This is a genomic window from Massilia antarctica (genome assembly GCF_015689335.1).
In the GTDB taxonomy this organism is placed as follows: Bacteria; Pseudomonadota; Gammaproteobacteria; order Burkholderiales; family Burkholderiaceae_D; genus Telluria_A; species Telluria_A antarctica.
In genome coordinates this window covers 6,249,952-6,266,454 of the sequence record NZ_CP065053.1, presented here as the reverse complement: position 1 = coordinate 6,266,454, position 16,503 = coordinate 6,249,952, and the positions used below count along the sequence as shown (strand labels likewise).

The 16,503-nt window shown below is 64.6% G+C and carries 9 protein-coding genes; 3 read left to right on the top strand and 6 right to left on the bottom strand.

Going from position 1 to position 16,503, the window contains the following annotated elements; all coding sequences use genetic code 11:
* The 3 genes from IV454_RS27490 to IV454_RS27480 are packed head-to-tail and all read right to left on the bottom strand — an operon-like array spanning position 1 to position 7,639.
* Positions 1-852 carry a CheR family methyltransferase gene (locus IV454_RS27490; RefSeq protein WP_229521873.1) on the bottom strand — a complete coding sequence of 284 codons (852 nt, stop codon included), beginning with the start codon at positions 850-852 and terminating at the stop codon, positions 1-3.
* Positions 840-5,741 (bottom strand): HAMP domain-containing protein, encoded by a 4,902-nt coding sequence (locus tag IV454_RS27485; RefSeq protein ID WP_206088740.1) that lies wholly within the window; start codon positions 5,739-5,741, stop codon positions 840-842. The genes IV454_RS27490 and IV454_RS27485 overlap by 13 nt, the downstream gene beginning before the upstream one ends.
* Positions 5,738-7,639 (bottom strand): putative bifunctional diguanylate cyclase/phosphodiesterase, encoded by a 1,902-nt coding sequence (locus IV454_RS27480; RefSeq protein ID WP_229521872.1) that lies wholly within the window; start codon positions 7,637-7,639, stop codon positions 5,738-5,740. Before IV454_RS27480 ends, IV454_RS27485 begins: the two co-directional genes overlap by 4 nt.
* Positions 7,640-8,113: 474 nt before the next feature.
* On the opposite strand from IV454_RS27480, the gene IV454_RS27475 reads away from it, so the two are divergent.
* A complete protein-coding gene (locus IV454_RS27475) occupies positions 8,114-8,830 on the top strand; it encodes a helix-turn-helix transcriptional regulator (protein WP_063896168.1) in 717 nt (238 codons plus the stop codon).
* Here IV454_RS27475 and IV454_RS33120 read toward each other — a convergent pair.
* Positions 8,805-9,095 (bottom strand): helix-turn-helix domain-containing protein, encoded by a 291-nt coding sequence (locus IV454_RS33120; RefSeq protein ID WP_054263040.1) that lies wholly within the window; start codon positions 9,093-9,095, stop codon positions 8,805-8,807. The genes IV454_RS27475 and IV454_RS33120 overlap by 26 nt on opposite strands.
* Positions 9,096-9,236: 141 nt before the next feature.
* Here IV454_RS33120 and IV454_RS27465 point away from each other — a divergent pair, with 141 nt between their 5' ends.
* Entirely contained in the window at positions 9,237-9,824 is a 588-nt protein-coding gene (locus tag IV454_RS27465; RefSeq protein ID WP_054263039.1) for an acyl-homoserine-lactone synthase, read from the top strand.
* Between the two features lie 12 nt (positions 9,825-9,836).
* Here IV454_RS27465 and IV454_RS27460 read toward each other — a convergent pair whose 3' ends face one another.
* Entirely contained in the window at positions 9,837-10,856 is a 1,020-nt protein-coding gene (locus IV454_RS27460; protein WP_206088739.1) for a hypothetical protein, read from the bottom strand.
* A gap of 284 nt (positions 10,857-11,140) precedes the next feature.
* Positions 11,141-13,216: a prolyl oligopeptidase family serine peptidase gene (locus IV454_RS27455; protein WP_206088738.1), complete on the bottom strand. Its 2,076-nt coding sequence runs from the start codon at positions 13,214-13,216 to the stop codon at positions 11,141-11,143.
* Between the two features lie 208 nt (positions 13,217-13,424).
* Here IV454_RS27455 and IV454_RS27450 point away from each other — a divergent pair, with 208 nt between their 5' ends.
* A complete protein-coding gene (locus tag IV454_RS27450; RefSeq protein WP_229521871.1) occupies positions 13,425-16,460 on the top strand; it encodes a CHASE domain-containing hybrid sensor histidine kinase/response regulator family protein in 3,036 nt (1,011 codons plus the stop codon).
* Positions 16,461-16,503: the final 43 nt, after the last annotated feature.

Sequence of the window (16,503 nt, the reverse complement as noted above, 5' to 3'; positions counted from 1 at the left end):
CTAGGCGACGCGCTTGTACCATGGCTGGTGCGCAAACACCGGCTGGTAGCTTGCCGCCAAGGTGTCGCCGGGCGCCAGTTCACGGTCGATCCCGAGCACACCGAACAGCGCCAGGCTGTCGTGGAACAGGCGCAGGGTGCGCTGGCGCAGGACCGGACCGAAATCGGCCAGCGCGCGCCGGCATAAAATCAGCTGGAACTCATTGAACGAGGCATCCGTGACCAGGTTGTACTGTGCCCACGTGATGCGGCTGCGCAGCGCCGGCAGCAGTACCGCGCGCTTGCCGCGCACCTCGAAATAATCGGCCAGGTTGGCCGTGCCGCCGCTTTTCAGGTAGTTCTCCTGATACTGCTCCATGCGTTCCATCGGGATGCTGGCCTGCAGCGCTTCGGCCAGCAATTGCTCATTGGCGACGGTGGCAAAGATCTCGGTACGGTGATGCATCTGCTGCTCGGCCAATAAAATCGCCAGCGACCACGCTTCCTCCGCGTGCGCGCACTCGGCCAGCCACACTTTGGGCAGCGCCGACGCGCGCAGGCAACCGCCCAGCACCTCGCGCGTCTGGCGCGCCTGTTCCGGATCATCGAACAAAAAGGCCGGCCGCACGCTCAGCGCGCGCAGCAGGGCGGCAGCGGCCGCCGGATCGTGCAGCACGCGGTCCTGCAGCAACGAGACCGTGGCCAGTCCACGCTCTTCCATCAGGGCCAGCAGCCGGCGTTTCAGGCTGGGCCGGTCGTAGGCACGGAAGTCGAAGCCGTAGCGCTGGAAAACGCCCTCCAGCAGCAGGTCGATTTCCAGTTCGTCGGTGGCCAGCGTGCCGGCCTGCCTGGCTGGCCCGTTCAATGCAGCCACACCCGCATCAGCGACAGCAGCTGCGCCACGTCGACCGGCTTGGTGATGTAGTCCGAGGCACCGGCGGCGATGCATTTGTCGCGGTCGCCCTTCATCGCCTTGGCGGTCAGGGTGATGATCGGCAGCGACTTGAACTTCGGTATGCGCCGGATCGCGCGCATGGTGTCGTAGCCATCCATCTCCGGCATCATGATGTCCATCAGGACGATCTCGATGGTCGGGTCTTTTTCCAGCACCTCGATGCCGTCGCGGCCATTTTCGGCGAACGACACCTGCATCTGCTGGCGCTCCAGCAAGGACGACAGGGCGAAGATGTTGCGCAGGTCATCGTCGACGATCAGTACCTTGCGTCCGGCCAGGCCGCCGTCGGCCGCGTGGATTTCTTCCAGCATGCGGCGCTGCAGTTCCGGCAGCGAGGCGTGCGAGCGGTGCAGGAACAGGGCGGTTTCGTCCAGCAGGCGCTCGGGCGAGCGCGCATCCTTGATGACGATGGTCTTGGCATAGCGTTTAAGCTTGGTCACTTCCTTGCGGCTCAATTCCTTGGCGGTGTAGATCACGATCGGCAGGTCGCGCAGGGCGGGGTCCTTGCCGATCACGTCGAGCAAATCAAAACCGCTGATGTCGGGCAGGGTCAGGTCCAGCACCATGCAGTCGAAGTGCGAGCCGCGCAGCGCTTCCAGCGCGGCCGCGCCGGTTTCCACGGCCACGATGCGCAGGTCGGCGTCGCCGATCAGGGAGACGATCGAGTCGCGCTGCATTTTCTCGTCATCGACCACCAGCAGGCTGCGTTTGCCGCCCAGCAGGAACTTCTGGATGCGCGTGAATTCTTCCTGCAGCGCTTCGCGTTCAACCGGCTTGGCGATGTACGAAATGGCGCCCTGGCGCAGCGCCTTTTCGCGCTCGCGCAGGCCAGACATCACGTGTACCGGAATGTGGCGTGTGCTGGGGTCGCGTTTCAGGCGGTCGAGCACCGTGAAGCCGTCGATATCGGGCAGGTCGAGGTCGAGCATGATGGCCGACGGCAGATAATCGCGCGCCAGCGACAGCGCCGAATCGCCCTGGTGGGTCACGATCGCCTTGAAGTTCTTCTCGCGCGCGAACTCCACCAATTCCTTTGCGAAGCGTTCGTCATCCTCGATGATCAGGACCGACGGGTCGCCCGGGGCGATCAGGCCGCGGTCATCCAGCACCGACGCGTATTCGACCAGCTGCGCCTGCGACGCGGCCGGATCGGCGTGGATGGTGCCGCTGTCGTACGGCGCGACCGTGCTGGCATACACCACGGTCGATGGCGGTGGCGCCAGGCGCGCAGGCTGCGGCTGGCGCGCCTGGTCGTAGTTGATGAAGCCGGCCCGGTTGTAAGGCAGGAACAGGGTAAAGATGGAACCTGCATTGACCACCGATTCGACCCGGATCTCGCCGCCCAGGAGGCGCGCCAGTTCGCGCGAAATCGACAGGCCAAGCCCGGTGCCGCCGTACTTGCGGGCGGTCGAACCGTCAGCCTGCTGGAACGCTTCGAAAATGAGTTGCAGCTTGTCGGCCGCGATACCGACGCCGGTGTCGCGCACCGAGAACGCCAGCACCGCATCGGCATGCACCAGGTTCGGATGGTCGCTGGTCCAGCCGCTCGTCACCAGCGAGATTTCGAGGGCGACTTCGCCGTGGCTGGTGAACTTGAAGGCGTTCGACAGCAGGTTTTTCAGCACCTGCTGCAGGCGCGTGGTGTCGGTCATCACGGCGGTCGGCAGGGCGTCGGCCAGCAGCACCGTGAAGCCCAGGTGCTTGGCTTCGGCCATGTGGCGGAAGGTGCGGTCGACGTAGTTACGCAAGTTCGAGAAGCGGTATTCCGACACATCGAGTGTCACGGTTCCGGATTCGATCTTGGACAGGTCGAGAATGTCGTTAATCAGAGTCAGCAAGTCCGATCCGGAACCGTGGATCGTCTTTGCGAACTCGACTTGCTTTCCCGAGAGGTTGCCCTCCGGGTTATCCGACAGCTGCTGTGCCAGAATGAGCAGGGAGTTGAGCGGGGTGCGCAGCTCGTGTGACATATTCGCCAGGAACTCGGACTTGTACTTGGACGACAGCGCCAGCTGGGTCGCTTTTTCTTCCAGCGCCAGCTTGGCCTGTTCCACCTCGCGGTTCTTGCGTTCCACCTCGATGTTCTGTTCGGACAGCAGGCGCGCCTTTTCGGCCAGTTCCTGGTTGGTTTGCTGCAGTTCCTGCGCCAGCGACTGCGACTGGGTCAGCAGCGATTCGGTGCGGCTGTTCGCTTCGATGGTGTTGAGCACCACGCCGATCGATTCCATCAGCTGGTCGAGGAAGGACAGGTGGGTTTCGGTGAAGCGGTCGAGCGAGGCGATTTCGATCACCGCCTTGACCTGCTGCTCGAACAGGATCGGCAGCACCACGATATTGGTCGGCGGCGCCGCGCCCAGGCCCGACGAGACCACGATGTAATCGCGCGGCACGTCGGTCAGCCAGATGCGGCTTTTCTCCAGCGCGCACTGGCCGACCAGGCCTTCGCCCGGCAGGAAGGAGGTGGCCAGCTTGCGGCTGGAACGGTAGCCGTAGCTGGCGATCATGCGCAGGCGCGCGTCGAGCTCCTGCGAATCCATCATGTAGAACACGCCATGGTGGGCCGACACCAGCGGCGCCAGTTCGGACAAAATCAGTTTCGTCACCGCCTGCAGATCGCGCTGGCCTTGCAGCAGGCGGGTAAAGCGCGCCAGGTTGGTCTTGAGCCAATCCTGCTGCGCGTTTTTCTGCGTCGTCTCTTTCAGGTTGCGGATCATCTCGTTGATGTTGTCCTTGAGGTAGGACACCTCGCCGCGCGCTTCCACCTGGATCGAGCGCGACAAGTCGCCGCGCGTCACGGCGGTCGCCACCTCGGCAATCGCGCGCACCTGGTTGGTCAGGTTGGCCGCCAGCTGGTTGACGTTCTCGGTCAAATCCTTCCACGTACCGGCCACGCCGGACACATTGGCCTGGCCACCGAGCTTGCCTTCGGTACCCACTTCGCGCGCCACGCGCGTCACTTCCGATGCGAACGAGGATAATTGATCGACCATCACGTTGATGGTGTCTTTCAGTTCCAGGATCTCGCCTTTCACGTCCACCGTGATCTTCTTGGACAGGTCGCCGCGCGCCACGGCGGTGGTCACCGCCGCGATGTTGCGCACCTGGCCCGTCAGGTTCGACGCCATGAAGTTCACGTTATCGGTCAAGTCCTTCCAGGTGCCGCCCACACCCGGCACATAGGCCTGGCCGCCGAGTTTTCCTTCGGTCCCCACCTCGCGCGCCACGCGCGTGACTTCCGACGCGAAGGAAGATAATTGGTCCACCATCACGTTGATGGTGTTTTTCAGTTCGAGGATTTCGCCCTTGACGTCCACCGTGATTTTCTTGGACAGGTCGCCGTTGGCCACCGCGGTGGTCACGTCGGCGATGTTGCGCACCTGGCCGGTGAGGTTACCCGCCATCGAGTTCACGCCGTCGGTCAAGTCCTTCCAGGTGCCGGCCACGCCGGGCACGTTGGCCTGGCCACCGAGCTTGCCTTCGGTGCCGACTTCGCGCGCCACGCGCGTCACTTCCGATGCGAAGGAATTCAATTGGTCGACCATCACGTTGATGGTGTTTTTCAGTTCCAGGATCTCGCCCTTGACGTCCACCGTGATCTTCTTGGACAAGTCGCCGTTCGCCACCGCGGTGGTCACGTCGGCGATGTTGCGCACCTGGCCGGTGAGGTTACCCGCCATCGAGTTGACCGAGTCGGTCAAGTCCTTCCAGGTACCGGCCACGCCTTTTACCTGCGCCTGGCCGCCCAGCTTTCCTTCGGTACCCACTTCGCGCGCCACCCGCGTCACTTCCGATGCGAAGGAAGACAACTGGTCCACCATCACGTTAATGGTGTTTTTCAGTTCCAGGATTTCGCCCTTGACGTCCACCGTGATCTTCTTGGACAGGTCGCCGTTCGCCACCGCGGTGGTCACTGCCGCGATGTTCCTCACCTGGCCGGTGAGGTTGGACGCCATGAAGTTCACGTTGTCGGTCAAGTCCTTCCAGGTGCCGCCCACCCCCGGCACATAGGCCTGGCCGCCCAGCTTTCCTTCGGTACCCACTTCGCGCGCCACCCTCGTTACTTCCGAGGCGAAGGAGCGCAACTGGTCCACCATGACGTTGATGGTGTCCTTGAGCTGCAAGATCTCGCCGCGCACGTCCACCGTGATTTTCTTGGACAAGTCGCCGTTCGCCACCGCCGTGGTCACCTCGGCGATGTTGCGCACCTGCGAGGTCAGGTTGCCCGCCATCGAGTTGACCGAGTCCGTCAAGTCCTTCCAGGTGCCGGCCACGCCTTTCACCTGGGCCTGGCCGCCCAGCTTGCCCTCGGTGCCCACTTCGCGCGCCACGCGCGTGACTTCCGACGAGAACGAGGAGAGCTGCTCCACCATGGTGTTGGCGGTGGTGGCCGCGCGCAGGTACTGGCCCTTGAGCGGATGACCATCGACTTCCAGCGCCATGGTCTGCGACAGGTCGCCCTTGGCCACGGCGCCGATGACCCGCGCCATTTCCGTGGTCGGGCGCACCAGGTCGTCGATCAGGGTGTTGACGGAGCTGATGATGGTGGCCCAGCCGCCCACCACATTGGGCACCGAGGCGCGCTGGGTCAGGCGCCCTTCGCGCCCCACCACGCGCGAGACGTCGGTGACCGCGTGCACCATCTTTTCCTTGGTCTCGATGATCTCGTTCAGGGTATCGGCGATCTTGCCCGAGATGCCGCTCCAGTCGGAGGGCATGCGCGCCGTGAAGTCGCCTTTTTTGAGCGCCATCAGGGTCGATAGCAGGAGCTTGATGTCCAGTTCCTCGGCCATGTCGGTCATGTTGTTCATCGGCTTTGTCCTCGTTTTTTGGGAGTTGAAAGGGCGGCCCGATGCGGAGTCGGGCTCGTTGCCTGGTCGGTCTTGCGTTGGTCGCGCAGCAGCGCCCGCATGGCAGCCGCGCGCAGGGGAGGGCTGAGCAGCTCGCCCTGGAATTCGTCGCAGCCGAGCGAGTGCAGCACGGCCAGCTGTTCTTCGGTATGCACGCCCTGGGCCAGCACGCGCAGGCCGAGCGCGCGCCCGAGGTGGACGATGGCGGCCGCCATGTCGGTGCCGCCCTCGAGGCCGATGGCGCGCACGAAAGCGGCATCGATCTTCATGGCGTCGAGCGGCAGCTCGCGCAGCCTGGCCAGGGCCGCGCCGGCGCTGCCGAAGTCGTCGACCGTCAGGCGCACCCCGGCCGCTTTCAGCTGGCGCAGCACGCCGGCGCCCTCGCGCGTGTCGAGCAGCAGGTGCTCGGGGATTTCGAGTTCCAGCCAGCCCGCCTCCAGCTTGCAGGTGCGCAGATGCGCCAGCACGCGCGCGGCCAGTTCGGGACGGATTTGCAGCAGCGCCAGGTCGACCGCCATGACCACGCGCGGCATCGGCAGCGGCTGCGCGCGCCACAGCGCGGCTTCGGCGCAGGCGGCGCCCAGCATCCATTCGCATACCTGTTCGAGCAGCAGGCGGTCGGCCACGTCGGGCAGGAAGCGCGATGCCGCGATCAGGCCGTGGCGCGGATGGCGCCAGTACAGCAACGCTTCGACCGCGCACACGGGGCCGTCGGGCAGGGTAGCGCGCGGCTGGAACAGCAGTTCGAATTCCTTGCGTTCGAGCGCCGCGTGCAGTTCGGCCACCCATTGGGCGCGTTCGCGCTCGCGCGCGTTGAGCTCTTCGCGGAAAAATTCGATGCTGCCTCGCCGGTGCTGCTTGGCGTGATACATGGCGGTGTCGGCGTTTTTCATCAGTTGCGCGGCGCTGTTGCCGTCCTGCGGGTACAGGCCGATGCCGATACTGGTCGAGGTGGCGACTCTCTGGCCGTTGATCTCGAAGGGGCGCGTGTGCGCCTGCTCGATCTTGCGCGCCACCCGGGCCGCGTTGGCGGCGGCGCCGCGGCCTTCGAGCAGCACCACGAATTCGTCGCCGCCCAGGCGCGCCACCACGTCCGATACACGCACCGCCGCCAGCAGGCGCGCCGCCACCTGGCGCAGCAATTCGTCGCCCACTTCATGGCCGAGCGAATCGTTGATCTGCTTGAAGCGGTCCAGGTCGAGGAACAGCAGCGCGAATTCGCCGTGGTGGCGGTCGGCCGCGGCCACCGCGTGTTCGAGCTGGGCGATCAAGGAGCGCCGGTTCACCAGGTTGGTCAGCGGGTCGCGGATCGACAGCGCCTGGGCGCGTTCCTCGGCCAGCTTGCGCTCGGCCACTTCCTGTTGCAGGGCGAGGTTGATGCGTTCGAGATCCTGCACGCGCTGTACCCGCAGGTCCTGGTTGAGCAAGGACAGTTCGCGCGTCTTGGCCTGCAGCTCCAGGTTCTTGCGGGTCAGGTCGACGAATACCGCCACCTTGGTTTGCAGCACTTGCGGGATCACCGGCGTAAACAGGTAGTCGGCCGCGCCCTTGCCGTAGGCTTGCAGGCGGTGGCGCTCGTCGTCGTAGTGGGCGGTGATGAAAATGATCGGCACCGCGCCCGAACGCGGGTGCGAATGGATGGCCTCGGCCGTCTCGAAGCCATCCATGCCGGGCATGTTGGCGTCGAGCAGGATCACGGCGAAGTCGTGGGTCAGCACCATGCGCAGCGCGTCATGGCCGGAGCTGGCGGTGAGCAGTTCGTAGTGCTGCTCGCGCGCGGCCCCGGTCAGCAGGCTTTCGAGCGCCAGCAGGCTGGCTGCATCATCGTTGACAAGTAAAACTTTCGGAATGATCTGCACGGTGCGGGTAGGTCTGTTTGGAAAAGGCTGCCGATCACATTGTTGACTACGCAACAGCAACTGTAAACCAGTGCACCCGCCAGTCAAGCAGCGGCACCGCGCACCGCCAGCGGCGGCAAACAGTGCAGCTTACCCGTGTTGGATAGTCTGGAGACAGAAAAGTGGCCAAAGACTACCCGAGAATAAATTTCCACGACGCACAATTCATTGTGCTCCACGTCCATGTTGCGATTGCGCTACGCCTTCGCCCCCACCGCGCAAGGGAAGCCGCGTAACTATTAGTTTACTTTCCGAGGCGAATTGTTGGCGAAATTTGTCCATGATGCGGACGCGGAACGGCCTAAAATACCAACTAGCAGTTACATTTAGCGGAATTGTCGTTAACGCGAGCGTACCCGCTAGTGTCATTACGCGATCTTTGTGTAAAATAGGCAACAAAAGGGAGTGACGGCAATGGTGAAAATGGGACAACTGATGACCTTGTTAAAAAGCGACCAGGAAAATGGTTGGAGTTCCGCCCTGTTTTCGCTTGCCTACGACCAGGGATTCGACCAGGTGCTGTACGGCGCCGTCGGTTCCAAGCATGTGAAGCTGGAAACAGCATTCTTGCACAGTAATTACGCGCCGGCGTGGCGCACGCGCTACGACGCCGACAAACTGCATTACGTCGATCCGACCGTCTCCCATTGCCTTACCAGCTCGCTTCCCATCGTGTGGGAACCCGATACTTTCCATGCCCCCGGGCAGCGCGAGATGTACGAGGAAGCCTGCGGCTACGGCATCCGTTCCGGCATCACCTTTCCCATCCACGGGCCGAGCGGCGAATTCGGCGTGGTCAGTTTCGCCTCGGACGCTCCGCCCAACGGCGAGTTCGACAGCACCATCAGCCAGCTGATGCCCTCGCTCTCCTTGATCCGCGACTACGCCTTCGAGTCCTCGCTCAAATTCGTCGCGCCCAAGCCGGGCGCCGAACCCATTCCGCGCCTGACCAAGCGCGAACTCGAAGTGCTCAACTGGGTGATGGTCGGCAAATCGTCATGGGAAATCTCGAAAATCGTGCTCTGCTCCGAGGCGACCGTGAATTTTCACATTGGAAATATCCGTGTAAAATTCAATGTCAACACCCGGCAGCAGGCACTGGTGAAGGCGATCAGCCTGGGCATCATCAGCCCGGAAGATCCCCATCGCTGAGCTTACCCTTGACATACAGCTTGACCAGGATGGCCACCGGCGCCGGGATGCCCAGGCCGGTTTCGAAGCGGCTGCCGCTGGATTGGGTCACGCCGAAGCGTCCCCAGAATTTTTCCTGGCTTTCGCGTTTGCTGATTCTGAAGCGTTTTAATTCGCTGTGGGGCGTGCTGGCCGTGGAACCTGCCTGTGCAGCGCCGCTATCGTGATCGACCGCACCGCGCTGCTCTGCCACGGCCGTCGTCTGGTAATTGAAATCCTGAGCCATACCGTTTCCTCGCAAACAAAATGGCAGTATTCCATTCACTGTGCTTATGAGCCACCTAGCAACTCTACTAGTTATGTCAATGACTTTTTTGCATGATTCTTCATGCAAGTTGCATAACTTTTATAAAGCGAGGTACCAAACATGGCTCTACATATTCGCATCGCCGCACGGCGCGACTTTAAATCCCGTGACCTGTGGGAGATGCACACACTGCGCGCCAAGGTCTTCAAAGACCGGCTCGGCTGGGAAGTCCCGATCATGAGCGGGATGGAGATCGATGGCTACGACGCCCTCGAACCGCTGTACATGATGATCCGCGAACCGGGTGGAGGGCCCTTGCGCGGCTGCTGGCGGCTGTTGCCGACCGAAGGCCCGTACATGCTCAAGGATTCATTTGCGCAACTCCTGCATGGCCAGGAAGCCCCTCAAAACGCCCGTATCTGGGAATTGTCGCGCTTTGCGATCGAAACCGACGGCAACCAGCATTTCGGCTTTTCCGACATCACCATGGAATCGATCGGGGAAATCATCAGCCACGGCCATCACGCCGGGCTGGACCAGTACGTGACGGTCACCACCACCGCCATCGAGCGCCTGCTGCGCCGCGCCGGGGTGCTCACCACCCGCTTCGGCGATCCGGTCCAGATCGGGGTCGAGCGCGCCGTGGCCCTGTATATCGACATTGCCGGCACCTATGAAGCGATGTTCGAGTCGCGCCTGGCGTCGTGAGCGGCGCCGGCCTCAGTCGGCCGGTGCCCGGGGGAAGGCGGCGATGCGCGCACACAGGGTGCGCCAGGCCGGCAGGGCGGCCAGCAGTTGCGCATGGGCCTGGCCGCTGAGGGCGGGGCCCGCCAGCAAGACGTTCTTCAGGTCGTCGAGCTCGGCGCGCAGGGCGCGCGTGGCGGCCGCCACCGTGCGGATGCCGGCCCCGATCCGGTCCATGCCGCTCAGATAGGCCGACAGGGTCGGCAGCAAGCCCTGCAGATAGGCCGCCTCGGCCATCATGGCGCTCTGGCCTGTGCGAATATGGTCGAGCTGGCGCATCACGCGCTCGAGCGCGCCATTGTGCAGCGCAATGTCCTCGCGCGCCTCGTCGGCCACGGGCCCGAGCAGCCAGTGGCTGTGGCGGCGCGCGCGCGCCTCGGCCACTTTCCCCTGCAGCGTATTGACCTGTTGCGCCAGGATGAAGGCGTGCACATGGTCGGCTTGCAAGCGCTGGGTGACCAGGATGGTATCGGTTTCCAGGTCGGCCGAGGCGCGCGCCATCTGCGCCAGGTAGCTGCCGACATCCTGGTCGATCGCATCGAGCGCGGCGCTGGGCGCGGCCAGGCGCCGCACCAGGCCATCGAGCAGGCGCACCGCGCCCGCACCGTCCGAGGGGCGGCCGTGGAACATGTTCAGCAGCGCCGTGGCCAGGGGTGGGGCATCCTGCGCCAGCAAGCTCTCGCCCACGTGGCGCAGGCCGTCCAGAGCGGCATCGAGGGCGGGCCGGCTGCGCGTGGCCCAGGCGGCCGCCAGGGTTTTCACCATGAACAGATAGTGGCCGACCCGTGGCCGGCCGGCGCTGGCGCGCTCGGGCAGCTTGGCGATGCGCTGCGACAGGCTGTCGAGGTCGGCCGACAGTTCGAGAATGATCCCCGCGCCGAGCCCGATGCCAGGACTCCAGAACGTGCCGCCGCCAATGATGCGCGGGGGCGACTCCCGTTTGACCGCCGGCTGGGCGGGAGAAGACTGGGGAAGGAGGGAGGCGAGGTGTTCCATGGTGATGATTCCAGTCATGGTTCGGGTTGAGCGGCGGTGAGAGAAATGCGCTTGACGAACTATTACAAACCCGGGAACCGGGCCGGGGTAGCTGGCAGAATGAACAGGTCGGGAAGCGGGGAAGCGGGGAATCGGGAGCGGAAAGGGCTTGGCGCGATACTGGCCGTGGCGCGCGCAGGGGAACTATCTGGCGAAAGTTTGCGCCAATCGATCTGCGGGGTGGCTGGCATTGGCGGGAATGCGACACCTGGCCCGGCACGGGCCAGCCATGGTTCCCACCGACCCTATCGCAACTGCTCGAATAAAAACGTATAGGTCAGCGCCCACATCCGCGCTTGCTGATCGTTGTTCGCCGCCCCGGCGTGTCCGCCCTCCAGGTTTTCCCAGTACAGCACCGCGTGCCCCTGGGCTTCCATCAGGGCCACCATCTTGCGCGCATGCCCGGGGTGCACCCGGTCGTCGCGGGTCGAGGTGGTCAGCAGCATGCGCGGATAGCGCTTGTCCTTGAACACATTGTGATACGGCGAATAGCGCGCGATATATTCCCACTCGGCCGCCACCTCCGGGTCGCCATACTCGCCCATCCACGAAGCCCCGGCCAGCAGCTTGTGGTAACGGCGCATGTCCAGCAGCGGCACCTGGCACACGACGGCGTTGAACAGGTCCGGCCGCTGGGTCATGGCCGCCCCCACCAGCAAGCCGCCGTTGCTGCCGCCCATGATGCCCAGATGCCGTGGACTGCTGAGCTTGCGCTCGATCAGATCCTGCGCCACGGCGATAAAATCATCGAAAGCGCGCTGGCGCTGGCCCTTCAGCGCCGCCTGGTGCCAGCGCGGCCCGAATTCGCCGCCGCCGCGGATATTGGCCAGCACGTACACGCCGCCGCGCGCCAGCCAGGCTTCCCCGGTCACGCCGCTGTAAAACGGCTTCATCGCGATCTCGAAGCCGCCGTACCCGTACAGCACGGTGGGATTGTTGCCGTCCATCCGGGTTTTGCGGTCCATGACCACGAAATACGGCACCCGGGTGCCATCTTTCGAGACCGCCTCGAACTGCCTGACAATGTAGGGCTTGGCCGAAAAAAACACCGGCATCGCCTTGAGCGCCTGGCGCCGGTCGCTGCCCACCTGGCAAAGATAGAGGCTGGTCGGGGTGAGGAAGTCGCTCACGGTGAGGAAATACTGGTCCGAGCTGGCCGCATCGAGCGCGCTCAGGCCCAGCGCGCCGAACTCCGGCGCCGTCACCTCGCGCCGCTGCCACTGGCCTTGCACATGGCGCAGTTCGACGATGCGGTTTTTCACCTTGTCCAGCTCGGTCAGCAGCAGGGCGCCGGCCGTCATGGCCACGCCGTCGAGCGAACTGGTGGCGCTCGGGGTAAACAACAGGGAAAAATCGCGTTTCCCCTGCATGAAGCGGGCGAAATCGGTCGCCACCAGCGCCCCCTGCGGCCAGCTGCGTCCGCCCACCTGCCAGTCCGAGCGCAATTCGATGACGAGCTGGTCGCGCACGGTGTAGGCATTGGCGTCGTCGGGCTTGTCGATGCGGGTGAGCCCGGCGCTGCTGCGCAGGAACAGTTCGCTGCTGTAGAAGCCGATCTGGCGCTCCACGAATTCGTGCTCGAAACCGGGTGTAAACACCTTGTACGCCGACACGCTCAAGTCCTCCGCGCGCGCCTCGAACAAGGTGGCGGCGGCGGCCAGCGGGGTGCCGCGCCGCCATTCCTTGACGATGCGCGGATAGCCCGACGCCGTCATGCTGCCGGGACCGAAATCGGTGGCCACCGCCAGGCGGCCGGCATCGAGCCAGCGCGCGCTGCATTTCGCTTCCGGGAGCATGAAGCCGTCGGCCACGAAGCTGCGCGTGCCGAGGTCGAATTCGCGCACCACATGGGCGTCGCCGCCGCCGCGCGACAGGAAGGCCAGGCAGCGCGCGCCGGCCGGGGGCAGGAAGGAGGCCCCGGACCAGACCCAGTTTTCGTGCTCGTCGCGGGCCAGCAGGTCGAGGTCGAGCACCGTGTCCCAGTGCGGCGCGTCGTTGCGGTAATCGGCCAGGGTGGTGCGCCGCCACAGCCCGCGCACATGGGTGGAGTCGCGCCAAAAATTATAGACATGGCCGGCATGTTCGCTGACCCAGGGAATGCGCGCCTTGTCATTGAGGATGGTGCCGAGGCGCTCGCGCAGGGCCGCGAAACCGGGTTTGCCTTCGAGCTCGCGTTCGCACACGGCATTGCGTGCGCGCGCCCAGTCGAGTGCGGCGGCTGAAGTGATGTCTTCCAGCCACAGATACGGGTCGTCAGCAAGCTCAGCCGCGTGCGCCGCGTCTGCCGTTTCCGATATGATTTCGCCAATCAAATGTCGCATTCCTGCTCCTGTTGTCGATACTGCTTCGAGGCTGCCCTATGGCGTGGGCGCGACAGTAAAAATTATCAATTGCATGTTTTCTTGCTGCAAAGTACTCTTCAAGAATGAGCCGGGCGGCGGGTCCGCGCGCGCCTTCCATTCTATTGATAGTATGCTGCCTGCACGGTGGTTTCCAGGTACGGCCGAGCGAAAATAACGGGGTTGGACGATGAGGCAAGCGATCAAGCGCACCATGGCAGGCAGCGTCGGCGGTTATTCCGGGGCGCGCCTTGTGTGGTGGGCCGCCGGGCTGTCGCTGTCGGCGCTGGTGGCGTCCGTGCTGTATGTGGGCGCCACCAGAATGGTCGACGGCGATGCGCGCCAGCGTTTCGATGCCTTTGCGCGCAGCGCGCAAGCTAGCCTGTCGACCCGCATCAAATCGTATTCCGACCTGGCGCGCGCCATGTCGGCCCTGTTCCAGAGCGCCGAGGCGCCCAGCCGCCTGCAGTTCCACCGCTACGTGCAGGCCTTGGGCATGGCGGCCAACTACCCGGCGATCGAAGGGGTCAGTTTCGCGCGCCAGGTGAGCGCGGCCGAGCGCGACGCCTTCATCGCCTCGGTGCGCGCCGACCGCAGCGTGGACCCGGACGGCTATCCCGACTTCAGCATCCGGCCCGAAGGTGAGCGGGCCGGCTACACGGTGCTCACATATATCGAACCGAAGGCCGCGCGCGCCGGCAAGCACATGGGCCAGGACATCGGTGCCGATGCCGCCGCCGCGGCGCGCCTGGACCAGGCGCGCGACAGCGGCACGGTCAGCGCCTCGGGCGTGCCGGTCATGACCGACGGACCGCGTGCGCACGTGGCGCTGGACATGCGCATGCCGGTGTACCGCAGCGGCGCGCTGCTTTACACCGCGCAGGCGCGCCGCGCCGCCTATATCGGCAGCATCGGTATCGACTTTTCGCTGCCGGCCATGGTCGGCAGCGCGCTGGAAGAAATGCCGCAGCGCCGTCTGAGGCTGGCGCTGTACGCCGACGGCAGCCTTGACCCCGAGCGGCGCACCCTGGCCCTGGGCCGGCTCGACCGCTTGCTGTACAACGATCACGACAAGCCGGCCGCCGGCGATGGCAGCCATTTCGACACCGTGCTGCCGGTCGACTACAACGGCAACCTGTGGAAGGCGCATTTCCGCATCGCCCGCGCGGACCTGTACAGCCGCTTCGACGTGCTGCTGGCGCCGCTCACGTTCGGCATCGGCTTCTTGGTCACCTTGCTGGCCTACGCTTACTTCTTTACCCTGTACCGCACGCGCCGGGCCGCCATCGAACAGCGCGTTCTGCTCGATTCGGTGTTGAACAGCATCGACGCGCACGTGTACATGAAGGACCGCGAGCGGCGCTACATGTATGTCAATGCGCGCACCGCCGAAGCGCTGGGCCAGCCGGCCGAAGCCATCATCGGCAAGCGCGATACCGACGTCATGACACAAGAACTGGCCGATTTCTACTGGAACCAGGATGCCAGGATCTTCGCCGACGGCGCGCGCCACGCCAGCCAGGTGGAATTCACCCGGCCCGATGGCGAGGTGCGCCAGCTGTGGACAGTCAAGGTGCCGGTGCTGCTCGACGGCGAGGTGAGCGCGGTGATCGGCCTGTCGACCGACGTGACCGAACTGCACCAGCTCAAGGCGCAGGCCGACGCCGCGAATCAGGCCAAGAGCAATTTCCTGTCGAATATGAGCCACGAGATCCGCACGCCGATGAACAGCATCATCGGCATGTCGCACCTGGCGCTCAAGACGGTGGCCAATCCGAAACAGCGCGACTACCTCGAGAAAATCCATCATTCGAGCCAGCACCTGCTTGGCATCATCAACGACATCCTCGATTTTTCCAAGATCGAGGCGGGCAAGCTCGAACTCGAAGTGCTCGACTTCGGCCTGCGCGCGCTGATGCAGAACATCTGCAACCAGCTTGGCGACGCCGCCGCCAACAAACACCTTGACCTCGACATCGAGATCGACCCGCGTCTGGCGCCGCAGTTGCGCGGCGACCCGCTGCGCCTGGAGCAGGTGCTGCTCAACTTTGCCTCGAACGCCATCAAGTTTTCGGAAAACGGCAGCATCCGCGTGCGCGCGCTGGCGCTCGACGAGGGCGAGAACGACTTCGTGGTGCGTTTCGAGGTCGTCGACGCCGGCATCGGCATGAGCGAGGCCGAAATCGCCGACCTGTTCAAGTCCTTCCACCAGGCCGACCCGTCGACCACGCGCAAATACGGCGGCACCGGCCTGGGGCTGGTGATCAGCAAGCAGCTGGCGGAGCTGATGGGCGGCACGGTCGGCGTCGACAGCGCACCGGGCCACGGCAGCACCTTCTGGTTCACTGCGCGCCTGGGCAAGGCGCTCAACTTCCTGCCGGGCGACCGCGACGCCATCGATCCGGCAGTGCTCGAGCAACTGCGCGGCGCCAATATCCTGCTGGTGGAAGACAATATCTTCAGCCAGCAGGTGGGCCAGGAGCTGCTCGAAGAAGCCCAGGCCACGGTGGTGGTGGCCAACAACGGCAAGGAAGCGATCGACCTGATGCTCAAGGAGCGCTTCGACTGCGTGCTGATGGACGTGCAGATGCCGGTGATGGACGGTTTCGAAGCGACCCGCATGATCCGCTCCGATCCGCGCCTGCGCGATGCGCTGGTGATCGCCATGACGGCCAACGCCGGCAAGGACGACCAGGCGCGCTGCCTGGAAGCGGGCATGAACGAATTCGTCACCAAGCCGATTTCGCCCAAGCTGCTGTTCGAGGTGATCGCCCGCTGGCTGGTCACGCGGCCGGCGCGCAACGGGCGGCGGCGCGTGGCGGCGCCGGCCGACCAGGCGCCGACCCGCATGTCGGCCGCGCCGGTGGCGTCGAGCGACGCCGACATGCTGGACATGGGCGCATTATCGCTGACCTTCGGCGCCAATCCGGTCAAGATGCGCAAGTACGCCTTCATGTTCCTCGACTCGGCGCGCGACGGCCTGGCTGACGTGAGCGAAGCGCTCGATCGCGGCGACCTGGAACGCCTGGCCGACCTGGGGCACCGCATCAAGGCATCGGCCAAGGCGGTGGGCGCGATGCGCTTCGCGGGCCTGTGCCAGGACCTGGAGCGCCTGCGCGACGGTGCCACGGTCGACCAGGCGCGCACCCTGGTGGCCAGCATGTACGCGCTGCTCGACCAGTTGAATGAGCATATTGCGCACGAACTCACCGAATCGGCCAGCTGAGAGCGCATCGTCCAGTTACCGGCACGCATCACCCTACCGCGCC

What these genes read in the sequence shown, in the direction of transcription:
- IV454_RS27485 (WP_206088740.1), bottom strand. Translation starts at nt 5,741, where the DNA reads ATGAACAACATGACCGACATGGCCGAGGAACTGGACATCAAGCTCCTG.
- IV454_RS27475 (WP_063896168.1), top strand. Translation starts at nt 8,114, where the DNA reads ATGACCTTGTTAAAAAGCGACCAGGAAAATGGTTGGAGTTCCGCCCTG.
- IV454_RS33120 (WP_054263040.1), bottom strand. Translation starts at nt 9,095, where the DNA reads ATGGCTCAGGATTTCAATTACCAGACGACGGCCGTGGCAGAGCAGCGC.
- IV454_RS27465 (WP_054263039.1), top strand. Translation starts at nt 9,237, where the DNA reads ATGGCTCTACATATTCGCATCGCCGCACGGCGCGACTTTAAATCCCGT.
- IV454_RS27460 (WP_206088739.1), bottom strand. Translation starts at nt 10,856, where the DNA reads ATGGAACACCTCGCCTCCCTCCTTCCCCAGTCTTCTCCCGCCCAGCCG.
- IV454_RS27455 (WP_206088738.1), bottom strand. Translation starts at nt 13,216, where the DNA reads ATGCGACATTTGATTGGCGAAATCATATCGGAAACGGCAGACGCGGCG.
- IV454_RS27450 (WP_229521871.1), top strand. Translation starts at nt 13,425, where the DNA reads ATGAGGCAAGCGATCAAGCGCACCATGGCAGGCAGCGTCGGCGGTTAT.